At 73.8% G+C, this 18185-nt stretch carries 24 protein-coding genes; 19 read left to right on the plus strand and 5 right to left on the minus strand.

Going from position 1 to position 18185, the window contains the following annotated elements; all coding sequences use genetic code 11:
- Positions 1 to 33 precede the first annotated feature (33 nt).
- The 3 genes from AB0M18_RS19900 to AB0M18_RS19910 form a co-directional block, all read right to left on the minus strand.
- Positions 34 to 1773 (minus strand): fatty acyl-AMP ligase, encoded by a 1740-nt coding sequence (locus AB0M18_RS19900; RefSeq protein WP_365759684.1) that lies wholly within the window; start codon positions 1771 to 1773, stop codon positions 34 to 36.
- 152 nt (positions 1774 to 1925) lie between these two features.
- On the minus strand, positions 1926 to 2141 hold the full coding sequence (locus AB0M18_RS19905) for an acyl-CoA carboxylase epsilon subunit (protein WP_365759686.1): 216 nt from the start codon (positions 2139 to 2141) through the stop codon (positions 1926 to 1928).
- A 181-nt stretch (positions 2142 to 2322) separates the two neighbouring features.
- On the minus strand, positions 2323 to 2892 hold the full coding sequence (locus tag AB0M18_RS19910; protein WP_365759688.1) for a hypothetical protein: 570 nt from the start codon (positions 2890 to 2892) through the stop codon (positions 2323 to 2325).
- 208 nt (positions 2893 to 3100) lie between these two features.
- Here AB0M18_RS19910 and AB0M18_RS19915 point away from each other — a divergent pair, with 208 nt between their 5' ends.
- The 8 genes from AB0M18_RS19915 to AB0M18_RS19950 all read left to right on the plus strand — a co-directional run bounded on the left by AB0M18_RS19915 (position 3101) and on the right by AB0M18_RS19950 (position 8916).
- Positions 3101 to 3355: a hypothetical protein gene (locus AB0M18_RS19915; RefSeq protein ID WP_365759690.1), complete on the plus strand. Its 255-nt coding sequence runs from the start codon at positions 3101 to 3103 to the stop codon at positions 3353 to 3355.
- A 128-nt stretch (positions 3356 to 3483) separates the two neighbouring features.
- Positions 3484 to 5196, plus strand: coding sequence for an acyl-CoA dehydrogenase family protein (locus AB0M18_RS19920; RefSeq protein WP_365759692.1), 1713 nt, complete (start codon positions 3484 to 3486; stop codon positions 5194 to 5196).
- Between the two features lie 29 nt (positions 5197 to 5225).
- Entirely contained in the window at positions 5226 to 5999 is a 774-nt protein-coding gene (locus tag AB0M18_RS19925) for a 4'-phosphopantetheinyl transferase superfamily protein (protein ID WP_365759694.1), read from the plus strand.
- Between the two features lie 103 nt (positions 6000 to 6102).
- Positions 6103 to 6903: an alpha/beta fold hydrolase gene (locus tag AB0M18_RS19930; protein WP_365759696.1), complete on the plus strand. Its 801-nt coding sequence runs from the start codon at positions 6103 to 6105 to the stop codon at positions 6901 to 6903.
- Positions 6904 to 6921: 18 nt separating this feature from the next.
- Complete coding sequence (locus tag AB0M18_RS19935; RefSeq protein ID WP_365759698.1) at positions 6922 to 7737, plus strand: AfsR/SARP family transcriptional regulator; 816 nt, start codon at positions 6922 to 6924, stop codon at positions 7735 to 7737.
- Positions 7738 to 7787: 50 nt separating this feature from the next.
- Positions 7788 to 8048, plus strand: coding sequence for an acyl carrier protein (locus AB0M18_RS19940; protein WP_365759748.1), 261 nt, complete (start codon positions 7788 to 7790; stop codon positions 8046 to 8048).
- A gap of 29 nt (positions 8049 to 8077) precedes the next feature.
- The gene (locus AB0M18_RS19945; protein WP_365759700.1) at positions 8078 to 8467 is read left to right on the plus strand and encodes a SchA/CurD-like domain-containing protein; all 390 of its coding nucleotides are present in this window, start codon (positions 8078 to 8080) and stop codon (positions 8465 to 8467) included.
- Positions 8464 to 8916 (plus strand): DUF1772 domain-containing protein, encoded by a 453-nt coding sequence (locus AB0M18_RS19950; RefSeq protein WP_365759702.1) that lies wholly within the window; start codon positions 8464 to 8466, stop codon positions 8914 to 8916. The genes AB0M18_RS19945 and AB0M18_RS19950 overlap by 4 nt, the downstream gene beginning before the upstream one ends.
- Positions 8917 to 8982: 66 nt before the next feature.
- On the opposite strand, the gene AB0M18_RS19955 is transcribed toward AB0M18_RS19950, so the two are convergent.
- Positions 8983 to 9363 carry a SchA/CurD-like domain-containing protein gene (locus tag AB0M18_RS19955; RefSeq protein ID WP_365759704.1) on the minus strand — a complete coding sequence of 127 codons (381 nt, stop codon included), beginning with the start codon at positions 9361 to 9363 and terminating at the stop codon, positions 8983 to 8985.
- Positions 9364 to 9525: 162 nt separating this feature from the next.
- On the opposite strand from AB0M18_RS19955, the gene AB0M18_RS19960 reads away from it, so the two are divergent.
- The 11 genes from AB0M18_RS19960 (at position 9526) to AB0M18_RS20010 (ending at position 17811) form a co-directional block, all read left to right on the plus strand.
- Entirely contained in the window at positions 9526 to 9861 is a 336-nt protein-coding gene (locus AB0M18_RS19960) for a TcmI family type II polyketide cyclase (RefSeq protein WP_365759706.1), read from the plus strand.
- On the plus strand, positions 9858 to 10295 hold the full coding sequence (locus AB0M18_RS19965) for a cupin domain-containing protein (protein ID WP_362528275.1): 438 nt from the start codon (positions 9858 to 9860) through the stop codon (positions 10293 to 10295). Before AB0M18_RS19960 ends, AB0M18_RS19965 begins: the two co-directional genes overlap by 4 nt.
- Positions 10292 to 11563 carry a beta-ketoacyl-[acyl-carrier-protein] synthase family protein gene (locus AB0M18_RS19970; RefSeq protein ID WP_365759708.1) on the plus strand — a complete coding sequence of 424 codons (1272 nt, stop codon included), beginning with the start codon at positions 10292 to 10294 and terminating at the stop codon, positions 11561 to 11563. The genes AB0M18_RS19965 and AB0M18_RS19970 overlap by 4 nt, the downstream gene beginning before the upstream one ends.
- 14 nt (positions 11564 to 11577) lie before the next feature.
- Positions 11578 to 12819, plus strand: coding sequence for a ketosynthase chain-length factor (locus AB0M18_RS19975; RefSeq protein WP_365759710.1), 1242 nt, complete (start codon positions 11578 to 11580; stop codon positions 12817 to 12819).
- Between the two features lie 34 nt (positions 12820 to 12853).
- Positions 12854 to 13318 carry an SRPBCC family protein gene (locus AB0M18_RS19980; protein ID WP_365759712.1) on the plus strand — a complete coding sequence of 155 codons (465 nt, stop codon included), beginning with the start codon at positions 12854 to 12856 and terminating at the stop codon, positions 13316 to 13318.
- Positions 13319 to 13328: 10 nt separating this feature from the next.
- Positions 13329 to 13784: an anthrone oxygenase family protein gene (locus tag AB0M18_RS19985; RefSeq protein WP_365759714.1), complete on the plus strand. Its 456-nt coding sequence runs from the start codon at positions 13329 to 13331 to the stop codon at positions 13782 to 13784.
- A 39-nt stretch (positions 13785 to 13823) separates the two neighbouring features.
- A complete protein-coding gene (locus AB0M18_RS19990) occupies positions 13824 to 14579 on the plus strand; it encodes an SDR family oxidoreductase (protein ID WP_365759716.1) in 756 nt (251 codons plus the stop codon).
- Complete coding sequence (locus tag AB0M18_RS19995) at positions 14579 to 14899, plus strand: antibiotic biosynthesis monooxygenase family protein (protein ID WP_365759718.1); 321 nt, start codon at positions 14579 to 14581, stop codon at positions 14897 to 14899. The genes AB0M18_RS19990 and AB0M18_RS19995 overlap by 1 nt, the downstream gene beginning before the upstream one ends.
- Positions 14889 to 15212: an antibiotic biosynthesis monooxygenase family protein gene (locus AB0M18_RS20000; RefSeq protein WP_365759721.1), complete on the plus strand. Its 324-nt coding sequence runs from the start codon at positions 14889 to 14891 to the stop codon at positions 15210 to 15212. The genes AB0M18_RS19995 and AB0M18_RS20000 overlap by 11 nt, the downstream gene beginning before the upstream one ends.
- A 63-nt stretch (positions 15213 to 15275) precedes the next feature.
- The gene (locus tag AB0M18_RS20005; protein WP_365759723.1) at positions 15276 to 16163 is read left to right on the plus strand and encodes an NAD(P)-dependent oxidoreductase; all 888 of its coding nucleotides are present in this window, start codon (positions 15276 to 15278) and stop codon (positions 16161 to 16163) included.
- 25 nt (positions 16164 to 16188) lie between these two features.
- Complete coding sequence (locus AB0M18_RS20010) at positions 16189 to 17811, plus strand: FAD-dependent oxidoreductase (RefSeq protein ID WP_365759725.1); 1623 nt, start codon at positions 16189 to 16191, stop codon at positions 17809 to 17811.
- A gap of 77 nt (positions 17812 to 17888) precedes the next feature.
- Here the strand turns inward: AB0M18_RS20010 and AB0M18_RS20015 are convergent.
- On the minus strand, positions 17889 to 18185 hold a 297-nt coding region (locus tag AB0M18_RS20015), incomplete at its 5' end, for an adenosylhomocysteinase (protein ID WP_365759727.1).

The following is an 18185-nucleotide window of genomic DNA, read 5'->3' on the forward strand; positions in this document are numbered from 1 at the left end:
GCCGGGTCGCCCGCCGTCAGGGCCTGTCCGGCTCTAGCGGCGCGGGCCCGCCGCTCCCACCAGGTCGTCGGCCAGGTACTGGTGCAGCGGCCGCAGGCCGCCGCTCAGGAACAGGCGGCGCATCGCGACCCGTTCGACCTTTCCGCTGCTGGTGCGGCGTACGGTGCCGGGGCGCACCAGGAGCACCCCCGCCACCGCCACCTGGAACTCCTCGCTGAGACAGCGCCGTACGTCCGTCACCAGCTCCTCCAGGTCGAGCGCGTACCGCTGGTGGGTGCGCAACTCCTGGACCACGACCACCCGTTCACGCTCACCTGGCACGGAGAAGGCGGAGCCGGTGCCGAACAGCGAGCTGACCCGCTGGACCGTCCGCTCCACGTCCTGCGGGTAGAGGTTGCGGCCGGCGACCATGATCACGTCCTTCAGGCGGCCGGTGACATAGAGCCGCCCGTCCTCCACCGTGCCGAGGTCACCGGTGCGCAGCAGCCCGCCCGTGCCGTCGGCCGTCACGGCCCCGAAGCGCTCGGCGGTCGCCTTGCGGTCGCGCCAGTACGCCGCGGAGATGCCGGGACCGCTCACCCAGATCTCGCCGATCCGCCCGTCCGGCAGCACCCGGCGGCTCTCCGGGTCCACGATCAGCACCGTCCCGGCCGCCTCCGCCACCCGGCCGACGGACACCAGGGAGGTGCGGGCGCGCCGCCCGGGCAGGGCCTCGCGCACCTCGCCCCGCTCCAGGGCCTCGGTGTCGACCGTCCGCTCGCCGTCCGCGGCCGGGCCGCCGGACACGAGCAGGGTGGCCTCGGCGAGCCCGTACGCCGCGTGGAGGGCGTCCGGGCGCAGGCCGGCGGCGGCGAACCGCTCGGTGAACGCCCGCCGGGTCTCGGCACGCACCGGCTCCCCGCCGGATACCGCGATCCGCAGGCCCGACAGGTCGAGCCCGGCCAGCTCCTGGTCCGTGACCCGCCGGACGCACAGGTCGTACGCGAAGTCGGGGGCGCCGGTCACCTCGATCCCGTACCGTCCTATCGCCTCCAGCCAGCGGGCCGGCCGCTTGACGAAGGCCTCGGGCGACAGCGTGACGGAGGTCCCGCCGAGCCACAGCGGATGGAGTAACTGCCCGACCAGTCCCATGTCGTGATGGAACGGCAGCCAGCCGCCGATCCGGGCGTCCGGCCCCGCGCCGAGCAGCCGGGCGAGCGCCTCCTGGTTGGCGAGGAGGCTGCGATGGGTGACCACCACGCCGTTCGGGCTGCCGGTGGACCCGGAGGAGAACTGCAGATACGCCACCGCCTCGGGGTCCGCCTCCGGCAGCCGCTCGGCGCCCGTCCCGCCGACCGCGTCGGCGGCGAGACACGGCACCGAGGCGTGGCCGTGCCGGGCGAGCAGCCGGGACACGTCCGGCGCGAGCGAGGCGCAGGTGAGCGCGGCCCGCGGAGAGGTCTGCCGGACGATCCCGGCCACCCGCTCCTCGTGGTGGCTCCGGCCGTCGTAGGGCGGCACCGGTACGGCGACGGCCCCCGCGTACAGGCAGGCCAGGAACGATACGGCGAACTGGCTCCGGGACCCGTGGATCAGCAGCACCGGTTCGCCGCCCGCGCCGTCGGCGAGGAGCCGGCCGGCGAGCCGGCGGGCCCGGGCGTCGAGCGCGCGGTACGAGAGCGAGGCGGGGCGACCGCGTTCGTCGCTGTCCGGCAGCAGGAGCAGCGCGGTGCGCTCCGGAGTCCGCTCGGCTCTGTCGATCATCAGTTCGGTGAAGGTGCGATGTGCGCTCAATTCGGCCCCCTGCGTGTCGTACGGGCGCTGACGCCCTCGACGTCGGCGCCCGTTTCACCCGCCACTCGACCGTAGGCACGGAGCCTGGAAGGGCACTCGACCGGTGCTGGGCCGGGCGGCGCGAAATCAGGGGACGCGCGGGGCTTGCGGCGTCAGTGGGGCGCGGTCCAGCCGACCCTCGGGCGTACTCTCCGTGCCGCGCCCCAGGGAGCCCGTACGGCCTCGTCCGCCGGGTCCGCGGAGTCCTCCGCCGCGGCCGCCGCGTGCAGCCTGGCCAGCAGGACGGCCGTGAGCGCGGCGAGCTCCACGGGGTCCGGGCGCCCCCGTACGACGACGAAGGCGGGCTGCGTCTCGGTGGTCTCGTCCATGGGCCCGATGCTGGGTCCGCCGCCTCGAGAAGTCCTCGGGAGGGGATGGGGACGGGGTGGGGGGAGAGGCAGGCGCGGGGGACCGGGAGGGGCCGGGAGGGCGGGCCGGGCGGGAGGTCTCGACCGGTCCGGCGGGAGGCGGTTCGGCGGATGTGCCGGGGGACCGCCGCTCAGCGAAGGCTCAGCCGGCGGACAGCGGGCGGGCCGCGTCCACCGCGACGCGGGCGGCGGCCGCCAGGACGTCGAGCCGGGTGCGCCAGGAGGCGCCCGTGCGGACCCGCTCGTCGGCCGCGGGGTCGTGCCACCACAGCAGACCCGTGTACGCGTACGGGTCGGCCACCGAGCGGAGCAGCAGGCTGCCGCCGAAGGCCTCCTCGGGCACGCACAGGCCGACCAGCGAGCCGAAGTCCAGCTCGAAGCGGTCCGGGTCGGCGGAGTGGTCCACGGCGGCCCGCAGCAGGACCAGGCGCGCGGCGTCGGCGGGCGTGCCGTTCGGGGCCATCCGGCCGACGGTGACGAGGAGTTCGGACCGCGCCCGAGCGGGCGGGGCCGCGGGATCCTCGCGCCCCGCGCGCAGCAGGCGGTCGAGGCCGGTCCAGTGCTCGACGTGGACATAGGAGCCGGGGCGCCCGGTCAGGGCGGCGGTCACCCGGGAGACGAAGCCCCTGCGGGACTCCCGGCGCCGGGCGTAGGCGAGCAGGTCGGGCTCGAACACCCCGGGCGGCGTGGTGCTGGTGAAACGTCCGATCACGGTCAGTTCTGGCTCACGTTCGATTGGATACACCGCCCGGCCCCCCTTCTCGTCCCGGTGGTGATGGCAGTCCCGGCCATCCGACCACAGGCGGCTCGAGAACCGCTTGAGGAGGCCCGGATGCCCGCGCGCACGAGGGTTCCTCGAGGCTCCACCGAGCCGCCGCGGGGATGGTGGCCTTCCCGAATCTCGGAAGGGAGGGCCCGACATGCCCGCAACCGGAAACAGCGACACGGTCGCCACCCGAGTGCTCCTCGGGCGGCTCGCGCGGTCGGTGTGGACCTCGCTCGTCGTCTACGGCTCCATGTGGGTGCCCGTGGACGAGAACCCGCTCTGGCAGCAGTACCGGCAGGCCATGGCGGCGAACCCGCGGGCCGGGAGCCCGCGGACCGGTGAGCCGGGGACCGACGACGGGGCCGACGACGGGACCGATTCTGGCCGGAAGACCTTGAGCGCGAATTGAGCGGTGCCTTGCCGGGCCCCGGCGGACCGGAGAACAGCCGGGGGCGGACCGGGGCGGCCGGGCCGACCAGGCGGCCGGGGTGGTCGGGGTGGTCGGGGTGGTCGGGGGAAGCGGAACGGAGGGATGGCATGACGACGGAGGTGGACCCGGTGGACTCCTCGGAGGTCGCCGTCCAGGAACGCATCGCCCGGCTCGAACACGACTTCGGTGATCTCGACGATCCCGGAAACCCGCTGGGCGCCCAGCAGTTCCTGGCCGCCGACGAGGGACAGCGGCTGCTGCCCGCCGCCGAGCGGCTGCTCGACGCGTTCGGCCTGAACGCCGAGTTCGTGCCCGTCGCACTCGGCGGCCGGCTCGACCGGCTCGACGCGCTGGCCCGGGTGCTGCGCGTGGTGTTCCGCCGCGACGCCGCCCTCGGCCTGGGCTACGGCCTCACCTCGTACCTCGCGGCGGTCGGCGTGTGGACGGCCGGCACCCCGAGCCAGCGGCAGGCGACCGCCGGACTGCTGCTCGCCCACGGCCGGATGGCCTGCGCCTACCCCGAGCCGCCGCAGGGCAACGACTTCCTGCGCAACCGGCTCACCGCCGTGCCGGACGGCGCCGGCTACCGCCTCGGCGGCCGCAAGGAGGCGCTCAACAACGGGGCCCGGGCCGGGGCCCTCGTGCTCTTCGCCGACACGCCCGACGGGCTGAGCGCCCTCCTGGCCCCCGGACCCGCGCACCCCGACGGCGCGGGCATCCGGCTGCTGCCGCGCCGCCCGACCAGCGGCGTGCGCGGCTGCGCCGTCCAGGGCCTCGCCTTCGACGGGCCCCTGCCCGCCACCGGGCGGCTGCTCGGACCGGCGGGCGGCGGGACCCGCCTCGCCGAGCACGTCTTCCCGCTCACCCGCAGCGCCGGTCTGTCGATGACCCTCGGCTGCGCCGACACCGCGTTGCGCACCACCACGGCCTTCGCCCGCTCGCGGCGCCGCCGCAGCCCGGCCTCGCTGCACTCCTCGCGGACCCGCACCGCGCTCGTGAACGCCTTCGCCGACCTGCTCGTGTGCGACTGCCTGGCCCTCGTCGCCACCCGGGCCACGCATGTGCTGCCGCGCGAGAGCCGGACCCTGGGCGCCGTCGCCAAGTACCTGCTGCCCATGGTCCTCACCGAGACGATGGACGACCTGTCGATCGTGCTCGGCTCCGAGGCGTATGCGACCAGCGGCAGTTACGCGATCTTCCAGAAGACGGCCCGCGACCTGCCGATGCTCGGCCTGGGCAGCGCGGGCGCCTCGGCCAGCCGGGCCGTGCTCGTCGCCCAGCTGCCGCGGCTGCCCGCGTTCGGTACGGCGAAGGCGGCCGCCGACGAACTCGCCTCCCTCTTCCGGCCGTTCGACGCGGCGCTGCCGCCGTGCGAGGTGTGGGAGAACGGACTGCCCGCCGACCGGGACTCGCTGCTCGGCTCCCTGGAGGAGTCGGCACAGCACGCCGGAGAGCCGCTGGCCGAGGCCGCCGGGGTGCTCGTGGAGCAGCTGGGCGTACTGCGCGAGGGCTGCGCCGAACTCGCCGCCCGGCCCGCCGGACAGCCCCCCGGACCCCGTGCCTTCGCCCTGGCCGACCGCTACGCGCTGCTCGTCGCGGGCGCAGCCTGCCTCGGCGTGTGGCGGCACCGTTCCTCGGGCGGCTTCCTCGCCGACCCCGGCTGGGCGGCGACCGCCCTCACCCGCGTCGCCGGCCGGCTCGACCGCACGGCGGTCCGGATGCCCGAGGCGTCCGCCGACCACCTGCTCGCCGAGCTGCTCCACCGCTTCGACGACGCCCGCAGCTACGACCTGTACGCGACCGCGCTCGGGCGCTCGTGACCGTACGAGGCGTGACCAGGAGGTACGACATGGAGCGACCGGTGCGGCACGGCGGGGGCGGGGGCTCGTGGGAGGAGGTGCGGGGCGCCGTCGCCGGGAACGGCAGCTGTGTGGTGTACGCGGCGGTCGACGACTGGGTGCCGGCGGAGCTCCACGCGCCGGAGCTCGCCGCCGACCTGGGGCCGGACCACGCCCGGCTCGTCCGGATGCCCGCCTCGCGCAACCGGGACCGGTTCGTCGCCGCCCGGCTGCTGCTCAAGTCGGCGGCGGGCGCGGTCCTCGACGCCAGGGCGCGCGAGCTGGAACTGGCGTACAAGCCGGGCGGCCGCCCGTATCTGCGCGGCATCGACCAGCTCGACGTCGGCCTCAGCCACACCGAGGGCCTGCTCGTCGTCGGCCTGACCAGGGTCGGCCGGATCGGGGTGGACACCGAGCCGGCCGACCGGCGGATGCTGGAGCTCGGCACCGAGCACCAGGCCTGTACGCCACACGAGCTGGAGGCCCTCGAACGGGTGCCGCCGGAGCGGCGCAACCGCGAGCTGGTGCGGCTGTGGACGCTCAAGGAGGCCTACAGCAAGGCGATCGGACAGGGACTGCGGTTCCGTTTCACCGAGTTCGGCTTCGGCCCGCCCGGCGGACCGGTCCGCATGCTGCGGCCCGACGGGACACCCGCCGCGGGCCGGGAGTGGACCTTCCACAGCTGGCTGGTCGACGACGCCTACACCGTCAGCGCCGCCGTCCACGACCCCGGCTTCGGCGAGGGGACGCCGCCGCTGTCGGACCCGGGCTCCAGCGCCAGTTGAGCCATGAACGAGGCATGGCGGTGACCCTCTCCTCGCGCATCTGACCGAAAGGTGCGGCAAGAAAGCACGGCCACATGAAGCGCGGCGTACGAAGGGGGATCGGGTGCAGCGCTATCTCGCGGTCCGGCCGGGGCCCGCCACGGACGGGGTCCGGCTGCTCTGCTTCCACCACGCCGGCGGCGGCGCCATGACCTTCGCCGGCTGGCAGCGGCGCATCGGCCCGGACGTGTCCGTCCTTCCGGTACGGCTGCCCGGCCGGGAGACCCGGCGGCGCGAGGACCGGATCACCGACGGCGCACGGCTCCTCGCCGAGCTCCAGGAGGACCTGGGCCCGCTGCTCGACGAGCCGTACGCCCTCTACGGGCACAGCCTGGGCGCCCTGGTCGCCTACCGGTTCGCCGAACACCGGATGCGGGCCGGGCTGCGCCCGCCCGAGCTCCTCTCGGTCGGCGCCTGCTCGGCGCCGCAGCTGCCCGCCCCGGTCCTGGAGACCCTGCTCAGCCCGGAGCTCCCGGACGAGGAACTGATCCGGGCGCTCGGCGACAAGGAGTCCATCCCCGCGCCGCTGCGGGGCAGGATCGGCTGGCTCGCCGGCACCCTCGCCACCCTGCGCACCGATCTGCTCCTCGCCCAGGACCTGCGGTCCACGCCCGTCACCGCGCTGCCGTGCCCGCTCGACGCCTACGCGGGCGAGGTCGACCCGCTGGTCTCCGCGCCCGAGGTACACGCCTGGCAGGAGTGCACCACCGACCGATTCCGGCTGCGGACCGTCCGCGGCACGCACTTCTTCGTACGGGGCCGTGACGTGCCCCGTGCGATGGGGGAGGCCCTGCGGGCCCCTGCGACAGGACCTGGTGCGGCGCGTCCCGGCACGGCACCGCGCCAGGCCGGCCGATCCACGTAACCCGAAGGAGATCCGCGCATGGACATCAGCGTGCTCGGCCCGTTCCGGGCCACCCTGTCCGGGGTACCGGTGCACCTCACGGCGGTCAAACCGCGCAAGGTCTTCGCGCTGCTCGCCCTCCAGGCGGGCGAGGTCGTCTCGGTGGCCTCGCTGGTGGAGGAGGTGTGGGGCGAGCATCCACCGCGCAGCGTCCAGACCACCCTGCAGACGTACATCCTGCAGATCCGCAACGCCATCGGCGCCGCGCTCGGCGACGGCACCGAGCGCGCCGCCCTGCCGAACGGCGTCAAGAGCGTGCTCGTCACCGAACCCGGCGGCTACCGGCTCGACACCCACGGCGGTCTGCTCGACGCCCACGAGTTCGACGCGCTGTCCTCGGCCGGCCACCGCGCCCTCCACCAGGGCGACTGGCCCGGCGCCTCCTCGTACTTCGGCCGGGCGCTCGCCCTGTGGCACGGCCGCGCCCTCGCCGACGTGCAGTGCGGGTCGCTGCTCGAAGTGGAGGCCACCCGGCTCGACGAGTCGCGGATGAGCGTCCTTCAGCGGCGGATCGAGGCAGACCTGAGGCTCGGGCGCCATCATGAGCTGGTCGGCGAGCTCTCCGGGCTCGCCGCGCGCCATCCCCTGCACGAGGCGGTGCACGAGCAGCTGATGCTCGCCCTGTACCGGGTCGGGCGGCGCAGCGACGCCCTGTCCGTCTACCGGCAGCTGCGCCGCTGCCTGAACCAGAGTCTCGGACTCGACCCCTCGCCCAGCGTCGAGCACCTGCACCAGGCGGTGCTCGACTCCTCGCCGCGGCTCGACCTGGACGCGCGGCTGGCGAGCGCCAAGTGACCCGTCCGCACCACCCTTCGAAGGAATCGAGAGGAAGCATCGTGACTGACATGAACCTGTCCGAGCTGGGGGCGCTCCTGCTCGAGTGCGTCGGCGCCCCGGAGGAGGGCATGGCGCTGGAGGGCGAGGCCGCCCTCGACACCCCGTTCCTGGAGTTCGGCTACGACTCGCTCGCGCTCCTCCAGGCCACGAGCGTGATCAACCGCACGTACGGCATCGTCCTCGACGACGACGCCGTCATGGAGGCCGAGACCCCGCGGATGCTCCTCGCGCTGATCGGCACGGCCCCGCGGGCCGGCGCCATCCGCTGACCCCACCCATCCCGACGAGGAGGATTCCGATGCCCTACGCAGCCATCACCTACCGGGTCAAGCCGGGCCACGAGGAAGAGATCACCCGGATCTTCAGCGACTTCCAAAGAGTCGACACGCCCGACTTCGGCGGCGCCGACGGCGAGCAGGCCGGCCGGCTGCTCGGCACGGCCGTGTTCCTGAAGGACGACGTGGTCGTACGGGTCATCCACTATGAGGGCGACTTCGCGGCCGTCGGCAGGCACATGGCCGCCCAGCAGGGCGTCCACAGCGCGGAGGCCGCGCTCCAGCCCTATCTCGCCGAGCCCCGTGACACCCGCTCGCCGCAGGCGTTCGCGGAGTACTTCCGGGAGGCCACCATGCACACCCTCGTGCAGCTGACGGTGGACACCCACCCCGCGGGGGCCCGGGCGTCATGACCGAGGTGCTGGCCGTCGTGGCCGTGCTCGGCAGCGGTGTCACCGCCGGAGTGCTGTTCGCCGTCGCGCTGAGCGTGCTGCCCGCGCTGTTCGCGATGGAGACCGGCACCTACGTGCACGCGCACCAGCTGCTCGGCCGTAACTGGGACCCCACGATGCCCGTCATCGTGCTGGGCAGCACCCTGGTCGACGGGGTGCTCACCGTGGCGGCCGACGGCGCCGCGCGCCCGCTGTTCGCGGTCGCCGCGCTGCTGCTGCTCGGCGTGTCCGGGGTGTCCCACCTGTGCAACGTCCCCATCAACCGCCGCGTCAAGGCGATCACCGACCCGGCGGTCATCCCGCCGGACTGGGAGGACCCGCGCCCGTTGTGGCGCCGCTTCCACTATCTGCGCACCACCCTGGCCCTCGTGGCCCTGATCCTCAACGGGGCCGCTCTGACCGCGATCTGACCCCGTGACACACCCACCAGGCCGCACTCCCGGACTCCCGGGGTGCGGCCTGGCAGGTGTGCTGCGTCAGCCCTGCGCGGGCAGGTCCCGCACGGAGATCTGCGCGACCGTGGTCAGCAGACTGCGCTTGAAGGTGGCCACGAAGCCCTCGACCGTGTCCGTGTCCCGGGGCCGGGTCAGATACGGCTTCAGCCTCCGCTCCACCTCGCGCACGCCCGGCTGGGCGGCCATGTGCCGGGCCACGGCCTCCAGGTCGCCGGTGTACTCGATGACCCGGACCAGGGTGTCGTCGCGCAGGAACACCGCGGTGGCCAGGATCGTGCCGGCCTGCCCGCCCGAGGCGTCCTCGACCCGGCTGCTGCGCACCCGCTTGAAGTCGCCGAAGATCTCCGCGAGTTCCTTCTCGCACCCCGGCCTGATGTCGTACGTGATCGCTGCGAACGGCATGCCCGTGCCCTCTCCGTAGTCCGTGGTTCCCGCCAGGCAAGCCCGCCGGGCTCGGGCCGCGCTCGAAGCCTCCTCACTGGACGGCACCTGGAGGGGACTTCGAGCGGCCCTCCAGACCCCGGTGCGACGTTCTCCCGTGACCACCGACCACCGGGAGGACCCGTGCACCGCACTCTGATCGTCGCCAAGCTGCGGCCGGACAGGACGGACGACATCGCGAGGATCTTCGAGGAGTCCGACGCCACCGACCTGCCGCACATGATCGGCGTGAGCCGCCGCACCCTGTTCCGGTTCCACGGCCTGTACTTCCACCTGGTGGAGGCCGACGGAGACATCGGCGCCAACCTCTACCGCGCCCGCAGCCACCCGCTCTACGACGACATCAACACCAGGCTCGCCGAGTGCGTGGAGCCGTACGACCCGGACTGGAAGGAACCCAAGGACGCGATGGCCACGCCCTTCTACATCTGGACCAAGGACGGAGGACGGATCCAGTGACCACCGCCATCACCCGCACCGTGAAGGTGGCCGCCGACGAGGTCGCGGCCAACACCAAGCGCGGCGGAGACATCCGCGTCACCCTCAGCCCCAAGACGGTCGGCTGCACCTCCGGCTTCGGCGGGGTCCTCGGCCTGGAGCCCGGCGACTGGATCACCGAGCACTACCACCCGTACTCCGAGGAGTTCCTGCACGTCGTCGAGGGCACCCTGGAGATGACCCTGGACGGCAAGGACGTCGTCACGCTCGGCCCCGGCGACTCGCTGTGCGTGCCGATCGGGGTCCGGCACCGGCTCGTCAACACCGGTGACGCCACCGCCCGTTGCGCCTTCCACCTGTCGCCGCTCGCGCCGCGCCCCGAGCTCGGCCACGTCGACACCGAGCAGGCGCAGCGCCCCGAGCAGGCCAACCCGGACGTGGGCGGTGCCCGGTGACCCGACGGGCCGTCATCACCGGCATCGGCGCGGTCGTGCCGGGCGGGGTGGGCCGGGAGGCCTTCTGGCGGACGCTGTCGGAGGGCCGCACGGCCACCCGGCGGATCACCCTGTTCGACCCGGCTCCGTTCCGCTCGCAGGTCGCCGCCGAGGTCGACTTCGACCCGGTGGCCGCCGGCCTCACCGCCCGGCAGATCCGCCGCATGGACCGGGCCGCCCAGTTCGCCGTCGTCTCCGCCCGCGAGGCCGTCGCCGACAGCGGCATCGAGCTGTCCGCGCTCGACCCCGGGCGGATCGCGGTCTCCCTGGGCAGCGCCGTCGGCTGCACCATGGGCCTGGAGGAGGAGTACGTCACCCTCTCCGACGGCGGCCGGCGGTGGCTCGTCGACCACGAGTACGGCGTGCCGCACCTCTACGGCTACATGGTGCCCTCGACCCTCGCCGTCGAGGTCGCCTGGGAGACCGGCGCCGAGGGGCCGGTCGCGCTGATCTCCACCGGCTGCACCTCCGGTCTGGACTCCGTCGGGCACGGCGTGCAGCTCATCGAGGAGGGCACCGCCGACGTCGTCGTCACCGGTGCCACCGACGCCCCCATCTCGCCCATCACCTCCGCCTGCTTCGACGCGATCAAGGCGACCACCCCGAACAACGCCGACCCGGAGCACGCCTCCCGGCCCTTCGACGGCGACCGCGACGGCTTCGTGCTCGGCGAGGGCTCCGCCGTCCTGGTCGTCGAGGAGCGGGAAGCGGCCCTGGCCCGGGGCGCCCGGATCTACGCCGAGATCGCCGGCTTCGCCAGCCGCAGCAACGCCTACCACATGACCGGTCTCAAGCCCGACGGCCGCGAGCTGGCCGAGGCCGTCACCGTCGCCCTCGACCGGGCCCGCCTCGACCCCACCGCCGTCGACTACATCAACGCGCACGGCTCCGGCACCAAGCAGAACGACCGCCACGAGACCGCCGCGTTCAAGCGCAGCCTGGGACAGCACGCCTACGACATCCCGGTCAGCTCCATCAAGTCGATGATCGGCCACTCGCTGGGCGCCATCGGCTCCATCGAGGTGGCCGCCTGCGCCCTGGCGCTCGACCGGCAGGTCGTGCCGCCCACGGCCAACCTGAAGACCCGGGACCCGCTCTGCGACCTGGACTACGTGCCCGTGACCGCCCGGGAGCACGCCATGGACACCGTGCTCACCGTCGGCAGCGGCTTCGGCGGTTTCCAGAGCGCCATGGTCCTGTCCCGCCCCGGCACCACCCGGGCCGCGTGAGAGGGGGAGAGACCATGACGAGTGGAGTGACCAGGACGCCCGTCGCCGGCGCCCCCGTCGTCACGGGGCTCGGCATCGTCGCGCCCACCGGCATCGGCGTCGCCGCCCACTGGGCCTCGGTCCTGGCCGGCAAGTCCGGCATCGGCCGGATCGGCCGCTTCGACCCGAGCCCCTACCCGGTGCGGTACGCCGGGCAGGTCCCCGGCTTCGACACCGCCGAGCGGGTGCCCAGCCGGCTGATCGTGCAGACCGACCACTGGACGCACCTCGCCCTCTCGGCCGGCGAGGCCGCCCTCGCCGACAGCGGTGCCGACCTCGACGCCATCGGCGAGTACGAGATGGCCGTGGTGACCTCCTCGTCCTCCGGGGGCACCGAGTTCGGCCAGAAGGAGATGACCGCCCTCTACCAGCACGACCCCGGCTGGGTCGGCGCCTACCAGTCCATCGCCTGGTTCTACGCCGCCACCACCGGACAGCTCTCCATCCGGCACAAGATGCGCGGCCCGTGCGGCGTCCTCGCCTGCGAACAGGCCGGCGGCCTCGACGGCATCGCCCAGGCCCGGCGCCTGCTGCGCGGCGGCTCGCGCCTGGTCGTCACCGGCGGCACCGACGCCTCGCTCTGCCCGTACGGCCTCACGGCCCAGCTCACCACCGGCCGGCTCTCCACCGTCCCCGACCCGGAACGCGCCTACCTGCCCTTCGCCGCCGAGGCCTCCGGCCATCTGCCCGGCGAGGGCGGCGCGATCCTGGTCATGGAGACCGCGGAGGCCGCCGCCGAGCGCGGCCTGGGCACCGGCTACGGACGGATCCTCGGCCACGCCGCCGGCTTCGACCCGGCCCCCGGGTCCGGCAGGCCGCGCGCCCTGCGCCGTACCGCCGAACAGGCCCTCGCCGACGCCGGCCTCACCCCCGCCGACATCGACGTCGTCTTCGCCGACGCCTCCGGCGTCCCCGCCGACGACCGCGACGAGGCGGAGACCGTCACCGCGCTGTTCGGCCCGCGCGGCGTGCCCGTCACCGCGCCCAAGACGCTCACCGGCCGGCTCTACGGCGGCGGCGCGCCGCTCGACGTGGCCACCGCGCTGCTCGCGCTGCGCGAGGGCGTCGTCCCGCACACCGCGCACGTCCACGAGCCCGCCCCGGGCCTGGACATCGACCTGGTCACCGGCGCCCCGAGGGAGCTGCCGCTGCGCCACGCGCTCGTCCTGGCGCGCGGCCACGGCGGCTTCGCCTCCGCCCTGGTGCTCGGCCGCTGACCCCCACCGACCACCGCCCACCGAGGGAGTTCCCATGGCAGGACACACCGACAACCACATCGTCATCGACGCCCCGATGGACGTCGTGTGGGACATCACCAACGACGTCCCCGGCTGGCCGGAGCTGTTCAGCGAGTACGCCTCCGCCGAGGTCATCGAGCAGGACGGCGACACCGTCGTCTTCCGCCTCACCATGCATCCCGACGAGGACGGCAACGTGTGGAGCTGGGTCTCCCGGCGCACCGGCGACCGGGCCGCCCGCACGGTGCGCGCCGAGCGCGTCGAGACCGGCCCCTTCGAGTTCATGCGCATCTTCTGGGAGTACACCGAGGAGCCCGGCGGCGGCGTGCGGATGCGCTGGGTGCAGGACTTCCACATGAAGCCCCAGGCCCCCGCGACCGACGAGGCCATGACCGAGCACCTCAACCGCAACACCAGGGTGCAGATGGCGCTCATCAAGGAGCGGGTCGAAGCCGCGGCCCGGGCCCTCACCCGCTGAGGGGCCGGCCGTGCTGAACGTACTCGCCCCCCTGCTCCTGCTCGCCAACGGCCTCGCGGCCGGCGTCCTGCTCGGCACCCAGCTCGGCGGCTTCCCCTACATGGCCTCCCTGCCGGTGAACCGTTATGTCTACGCCCACGCGTTCCTCGGGCAGCGCTACGACCCGACCATGCCGATCTGCCTGATCGGCACCGTCGTCCTGGACGTGGTCCTGGCGGTGGCGGCGCCCGACCCGGCCGCCCGGGTGCTCTTCGCCGTCGCCGGGTTCCTCACCGCGACCACCCCGGTCATCGCCGTCACCAAGAACGCGCCGGTCAACCGCTGGATGCGCACCCTCGACCCGGACGACCTGCCCGCCGACTTCGAGGACCCGCGCCCGGAATGGGGCGCCTGGAACAGCCGGCGCAGCTGGATCACGCTCCTCGCCCTCGCCGTCAACTGCACGGCGCTCGGCTTCCTGCTCTGACCTCTCCGATCCTACTGTTCTCATGCGAAGGGAAGATCCATGGACCTCGAACTGCGGGGCAAGAAGGCCCTGGTCACCGGCGGCACCCGCGGTGTCGGCCGGGGCGTCGTCCTGGCCCTCGCCCGGGCCGGCGTCGACGTGATCACCTGCTACCAGAACGACAGCGACCACGTCGCCTCCCTGGAGCGCGAGCTCAAGGAGACCGGCGGCGACCACCACGTGCTGCGCGCCGACCTGTCCCGGCCCGAGGACGTCGCCGCCCTGCTCGGCCGCGTGCGCGAACTGCACGGCGACCGCCTCGACCTGCTCGTCAACAACGCCGGCACCATCAGCCACATCCCCTACGCGGACCTCCCGCTGGAGGAGTGGCAGCGCATCTTCGCCACCAACGTCACCGGCGCCCACCTCGTCATCCAGCACGCCCTGCTGCTGCTCGGCGCCGGCTCCTCCGTGGTGACCGTCGGCTCGCGCGCCGTCGAGGCCGGCATCCCGCTGCGCGCCCACTACACCGCGACCAAGGCCGCCCTCGCCGGCCTGAACCGCTCCCTGGCCAAGGAGTTCGGTGCCCAGGGCATCCGCTTCAACCTGCTCGCGCTCGGCGTCATCGAGACCGAGAACTTCCACGCCATGCCCGCGGAGCAGCAGAAGGTCATGAAGGAGCGGTACGGCGCCAAGACCGCCCTCGGCCGGCTCGGCACCCCCGACGAGGTGGCCGGCGCCGTGCTCTGGCTCGCCAGCGACCTGTCCCGCTACGTCACCGGCAACACCATCGGCGTCGACGGGGGGATCTCCTGATGACCTTCCGGGTGATGCTGCGCATGGAGATCGAGCCCGGCAAGGAGGCCGACTTCGAGAAGGCCTGGCTGGCCGGGACCGAGGCCGTCACCGGCCACCCCGCCAACCTCGGCCAGTCCCTCGCCCGCGAGGACGGCCCCGACAGCACCTATGTCATCGTCAGCGACTGGGTGGACGAGCCGCGCTTCCGCGAGTTCGAGAACAGCCCCGCCCACCTGGAGCACCGGGCCACCCTCCACCCGTACCGCAAGGGCGGCACCTTCCACGTCATGGAGGTGCTCCACGGCATCGAGGGCCGGGCGGCCGCCGATGCCCGCTGAGGACGCGGGCCAGGTGCGCGTCGTGGTGTACCAGGCCGCGTACGACGAGGGGCAGCTCGCCGCCGTCCGCGCGGCCTACCACCAGGTCAGCGAACGGCTCGCCAAGGTGCCCGGAATGCTCGGCAACGAACTCCTGCGCAGCCCCGCCGACCCCACCGCGCTCGCCGTGATGAGCCGCTGGGAGTCGATGCAGGCGTTCCTGGCCTGGGAGGCCGGCGCCGAGCACCGCCAGGACACCGCCCCGCTGCGCCCCTTCCGCGACACGCGTACGCCCGTCCCGTTCGCGGTGTACGAGGTGGACGCCGCGTACTGACCGCGGCGCCGCCCGTACGCGTACCCGTCCCCGTACACGTACTCCGAAGAGAGAGAACCCACCATGGCAGAGCGTCAGTCGGCGTTCATCGGGCTCGGCAGCATGGGCGGCGGCATGGCCCGGCGGCTCCTGGAGACCGGGCACACCCTGACCGTCCACAACCGCACCGCGCAGAAGGCCGCGCCGCTCGCCGAGGCGGGTGCCCGGCTCGCCGCCACCCCCGAGGACGCCGCGGCCGGCCACCGGCTGGTCCTGCTCAGCCTCAGCGACGAGAAGGCCGTCGAGGAGGTCCTGTTCGACCGGGTGGTCCCGGTCCTCGCCCCCGGCTCGGTCGTCGTCGACACCTCCACCGTGTCCCCGGGCTACGCCCGCGAGGCCGCCACCCGGCTCGCCGACAAGGGCCTGCGCCGGGTCGAGGCCTGCGTCGTCGGCAACCCGCTGCAGGCCCGCAAGGGCGAGCTGCGGGTCTTCGTCTCCGGCGACCCGGCGGACCTGGAGGAGGTGCGCCCGGTCCTGGAGGCCCTCGGCAGCGAGATCGTCCACGTCGGCGCGCCCGGCACCGCGACCAGTCTCAAGCTCATCCTGAACCTGCTGCTCGGCGCCCAGGTCGCCGCCCTCGCCGAGGCCGTCGCCTACGGCACGGCGGCCGGCCTCGACCGGGACCAGCTCATCGGCGTCGTCGCGTCCAGCGGCTTCAGCTCGCTCGTGATGCGCTTCCGCGCCGACCTGATGCTCAGGCGGAGCTACGAGCCCGCCTTCTTCCGCTCCGAGCTCATGGCCAAGGACATCAGGATCGCGCTTGCGGCGGCCGCCGAGCACGGTGCCGCGATGCCCGTCCTCGACGTGGTGCACGCGCGGTTCGCCGAGGTGCTCGCGGCCGGCGACGGCGACAAGGACGCGTCCGTGCTCGTCGAGCACCGACCCGGCGAACCAACGAGGCTTGGAGGGTGACATGGTGCTGAGCACCACCCGGAGCATGCTCCGGAACACCGACGTCCTGGTGGTCGGCGGAGGGATCGCGGGTCTCTCCGCCGCCGTCTTCCTCGCCCAGCAGGGCGTCGACTGCCTGCTGGTCGAGCGGCGGGCCGAACTGTCCGGACACCCCAGGGCCCGCGGAGTGCATCCGCGGGCCATGGAGCTGATGCGCGCCGCCGGCGTCGAGGACGAGCTGCGCGGCACCCCCTCGGCCCGGCGGCTCGCCCACAACTCGGGTGTCATCGCGGCCCGTTCGCTCGCGGGGCCCGAACTGGGCGTGCTCGACGAGAAGTACGTCATGGACGTGGGCGCCGACATCGGCCTGCTGTCCCCGACCGGCTGGTGCCTGTGCCACCAGGGCGAACTGGAGGACGTGCTGCGCGGCCGCGCCGAACGCCTCGGCGTCGCCCTGCGCTTCCACACCGAGCTGGTCTCCTTCGACCAGCACGGCGCCGGAGTCACCGCCCTGCTCCGGGACCGCGCCACCGGCGCCGACCGGACGATCGAGGCCCGCTATCTCGTCGCCGCCGACGGCGCCCACAGCGGCATCCGCGAGACGCTCGGCATCGCCTTCGACGGCGAGACCCTCGGCCACTACCTCAACATCCACTTCGACGCCGACCTCACCGAGCAGCTCGCCGGCCGCCGCTTCCTGATGTGCTACACGGCCGGCGAGGGGGTGCGCGGCGCCCTCGTGCCGCTCGACAACGCCACCGAGTGGCTGCTGCACGTCGCGTACGACCCGGCGACCACAGAGCCGGAGTCGTTCACGGAGGAGCGCCGCGCCGAGCTCGTACGGGCGGCCACCGGGGTGCCGGACCTGCGGCCGCGGATCCGCTCCGTCTCGCCGTGGGACGGCGCGGCCAGAACGGCGGGGCGGTTCCGCGACGGGCGGGTCTTCCTGGTCGGCGACGCCGCCCATGTGATGCCGCCCAGCGGAGGCTTCGGCTCCAGCACCGGCATCCAGGACGCGCACAACCTGGCCTGGAAGCTCGGCGCCGTCCTGGACGGCTGGGCGGGGGAGGCGCTGCTCGACAGCTACGACGAGGAACGCCGGCCGATCTGCCGGGCCACCGTCGAGCAGGCCGCCCTGCGCTCCAAGGACCGGCCGCGGCTCACCGGAGGAGTCGGCGAACGGCCGCCCGTGCACCCCGGCATCGTCGAGGACGCCCAGGTGTGGCTCTCCTGGCGCTACCGCTCCTCGGCCGTCACCTCCTGGGACGAGGGCGTGCTGCCCGGATACGGCGTGTGGTCGGCCGAGAACGACGGCCGGCCGGGCGGCCGGGCCCCGCACCTGAGGCTGCGCAGGGGCGGCGCCGAACTCTCCGTGCTCGACCTGTTCGGCGACCGGCCCGTCCTGCTCACCGGGCCCGACAACCGCGCCTGGCAGGAGGCCGCCCGGGCCGTCGCGCACGAACTGGACCTGCCGCTCACGGTGCACGGCATCGGCATCGGCGCCGAGTTCGTCGACGTCGACGACCGCTGGCCCGAGCTGTACGGAGTGACGGCGCAGGGCGCGGTCCTGGTGCGGCCGGACGGCGTGGTCGCCTGGCGCTGCGCGGACGCCCCGATCTTCGCCCGCGACACCCTGCGGGCGGTGCTGGTGCGGCTGCTCGCCCGGTAGGTGGAAGGGGCGGCGAAAGGCGCCGGCCGCCAGGGAGTCTCCCTGGCGGCCGGCGCCTTTGTGCTGTGCTGCCGGTCTCAGTAGCGGTAGTGGTCCGGCTTGTACGGGCCGTCGACCTTGACGCCGATGTAGTCGGCCTGCTCCGGGCGCAGGGTCGTGAGTTTGACGCCCAGGGAGGCGAGGTGGAGGCGGGCGACCTTCTCGTCGAGGTGCTTCGGGAGCACGTAGACGTCGGTCGGGTACTCCTCCGGCTTGGTGAAGAGCTCGATCTGGGCCAGGGTCTGGTCCGCGAAGGAGTTCGACATCACGAAGGACGGGTGACCGGTCGCGTTGCCCAGGTTGAGCAGACGGCCCTCGGACAGGACGATCAGGAC

The organism is Streptomyces sp. NPDC051909, from assembly GCF_040681095.1.
Classification (GTDB): domain Bacteria; phylum Actinomycetota; class Actinomycetes; order Streptomycetales; family Streptomycetaceae; genus Streptomyces.

Bases quoted from the DNA above. Each gene is read 5' to 3' on its own strand.
- AB0M18_RS19905 (WP_365759686.1), bottom strand. From the start codon at position 2,141: ATGGACGAGACCACCGAGACGCAGCCCGCCTTCGTCGTCGTACGGGGG.
- AB0M18_RS19915 (WP_365759690.1), top strand. From the start codon at position 3,101: ATGCCCGCAACCGGAAACAGCGACACGGTCGCCACCCGAGTGCTCCTC.
- AB0M18_RS19920 (WP_365759692.1), top strand. From the start codon at position 3,484: ATGACGACGGAGGTGGACCCGGTGGACTCCTCGGAGGTCGCCGTCCAG.
- AB0M18_RS19925 (WP_365759694.1), top strand. From the start codon at position 5,226: ATGGAGCGACCGGTGCGGCACGGCGGGGGCGGGGGCTCGTGGGAGGAG.
- AB0M18_RS19935 (WP_365759698.1), top strand. From the start codon at position 6,922: ATGGACATCAGCGTGCTCGGCCCGTTCCGGGCCACCCTGTCCGGGGTA.
- AB0M18_RS19940 (WP_365759748.1), top strand. From the start codon at position 7,788: ATGAACCTGTCCGAGCTGGGGGCGCTCCTGCTCGAGTGCGTCGGCGCC.
- AB0M18_RS19945 (WP_365759700.1), top strand. From the start codon at position 8,078: ATGCCCTACGCAGCCATCACCTACCGGGTCAAGCCGGGCCACGAGGAA.
- AB0M18_RS19950 (WP_365759702.1), top strand. From the start codon at position 8,464: ATGACCGAGGTGCTGGCCGTCGTGGCCGTGCTCGGCAGCGGTGTCACC.
- AB0M18_RS19955 (WP_365759704.1), bottom strand. From the start codon at position 9,363: ATGCCGTTCGCAGCGATCACGTACGACATCAGGCCGGGGTGCGAGAAG.
- AB0M18_RS19975 (WP_365759710.1), top strand. From the start codon at position 11,578: ATGACGAGTGGAGTGACCAGGACGCCCGTCGCCGGCGCCCCCGTCGTC.
- AB0M18_RS19980 (WP_365759712.1), top strand. From the start codon at position 12,854: ATGGCAGGACACACCGACAACCACATCGTCATCGACGCCCCGATGGAC.
- AB0M18_RS19990 (WP_365759716.1), top strand. From the start codon at position 13,824: ATGGACCTCGAACTGCGGGGCAAGAAGGCCCTGGTCACCGGCGGCACC.
- AB0M18_RS19995 (WP_365759718.1), top strand. From the start codon at position 14,579: ATGACCTTCCGGGTGATGCTGCGCATGGAGATCGAGCCCGGCAAGGAG.
- AB0M18_RS20000 (WP_365759721.1), top strand. From the start codon at position 14,889: ATGCCCGCTGAGGACGCGGGCCAGGTGCGCGTCGTGGTGTACCAGGCC.
- AB0M18_RS20005 (WP_365759723.1), top strand. From the start codon at position 15,276: ATGGCAGAGCGTCAGTCGGCGTTCATCGGGCTCGGCAGCATGGGCGGC.
- AB0M18_RS20010 (WP_365759725.1), top strand. From the start codon at position 16,189: ATGCTCCGGAACACCGACGTCCTGGTGGTCGGCGGAGGGATCGCGGGT.